Genomic DNA, 377 nt, shown 5'->3' with positions numbered 1-377 from the left:
AAACAAGAAAGAAAAGCAGACGACGATGCTCAGTATCCCGCGTGATTCGTATGTCAACATCGACTACACGGGTTATAACATTCCTTATGGCAAGACGGGACTTGACCAAGATAAGATCACACACGCTTACTATTTCGGTTCGATGGATGAATCGAATCCGAACAACGGGATGCGGATGGCGACGAACACGATCGAAGATTTAGTCGGTGTTGAAATCGACCATGTCGTCTCGCTCAACTTCCAAGGGTTCGTTGATTTCATTGATGCGGTAGGTGGCGTTGAGATTGATGTTCCGTTCTCATCACAACAAAACAGTTACGATGCGTCACGTGAGACAGTTCAAATCGAACAAGGCCTTCAACGGCTTTCTGGTGAAG

1 protein-coding gene is annotated in these 377 nt (G+C 46.4%); it reads left to right on the top strand.

The features are described from left to right. A partial coding sequence (locus tag AC2Q9J_RS17675; RefSeq protein WP_499041969.1) for an LCP family protein occupies window positions 1-377 on the top strand: 377 nt, incomplete at both ends.

It is taken from the genome of Planococcus sp. RAB007_Raresut (assembly GCF_057369535.1).
Note: the sequence above shows the minus strand (reverse complement) of the source record. Positions and strands in the feature narration are given on the sequence as shown.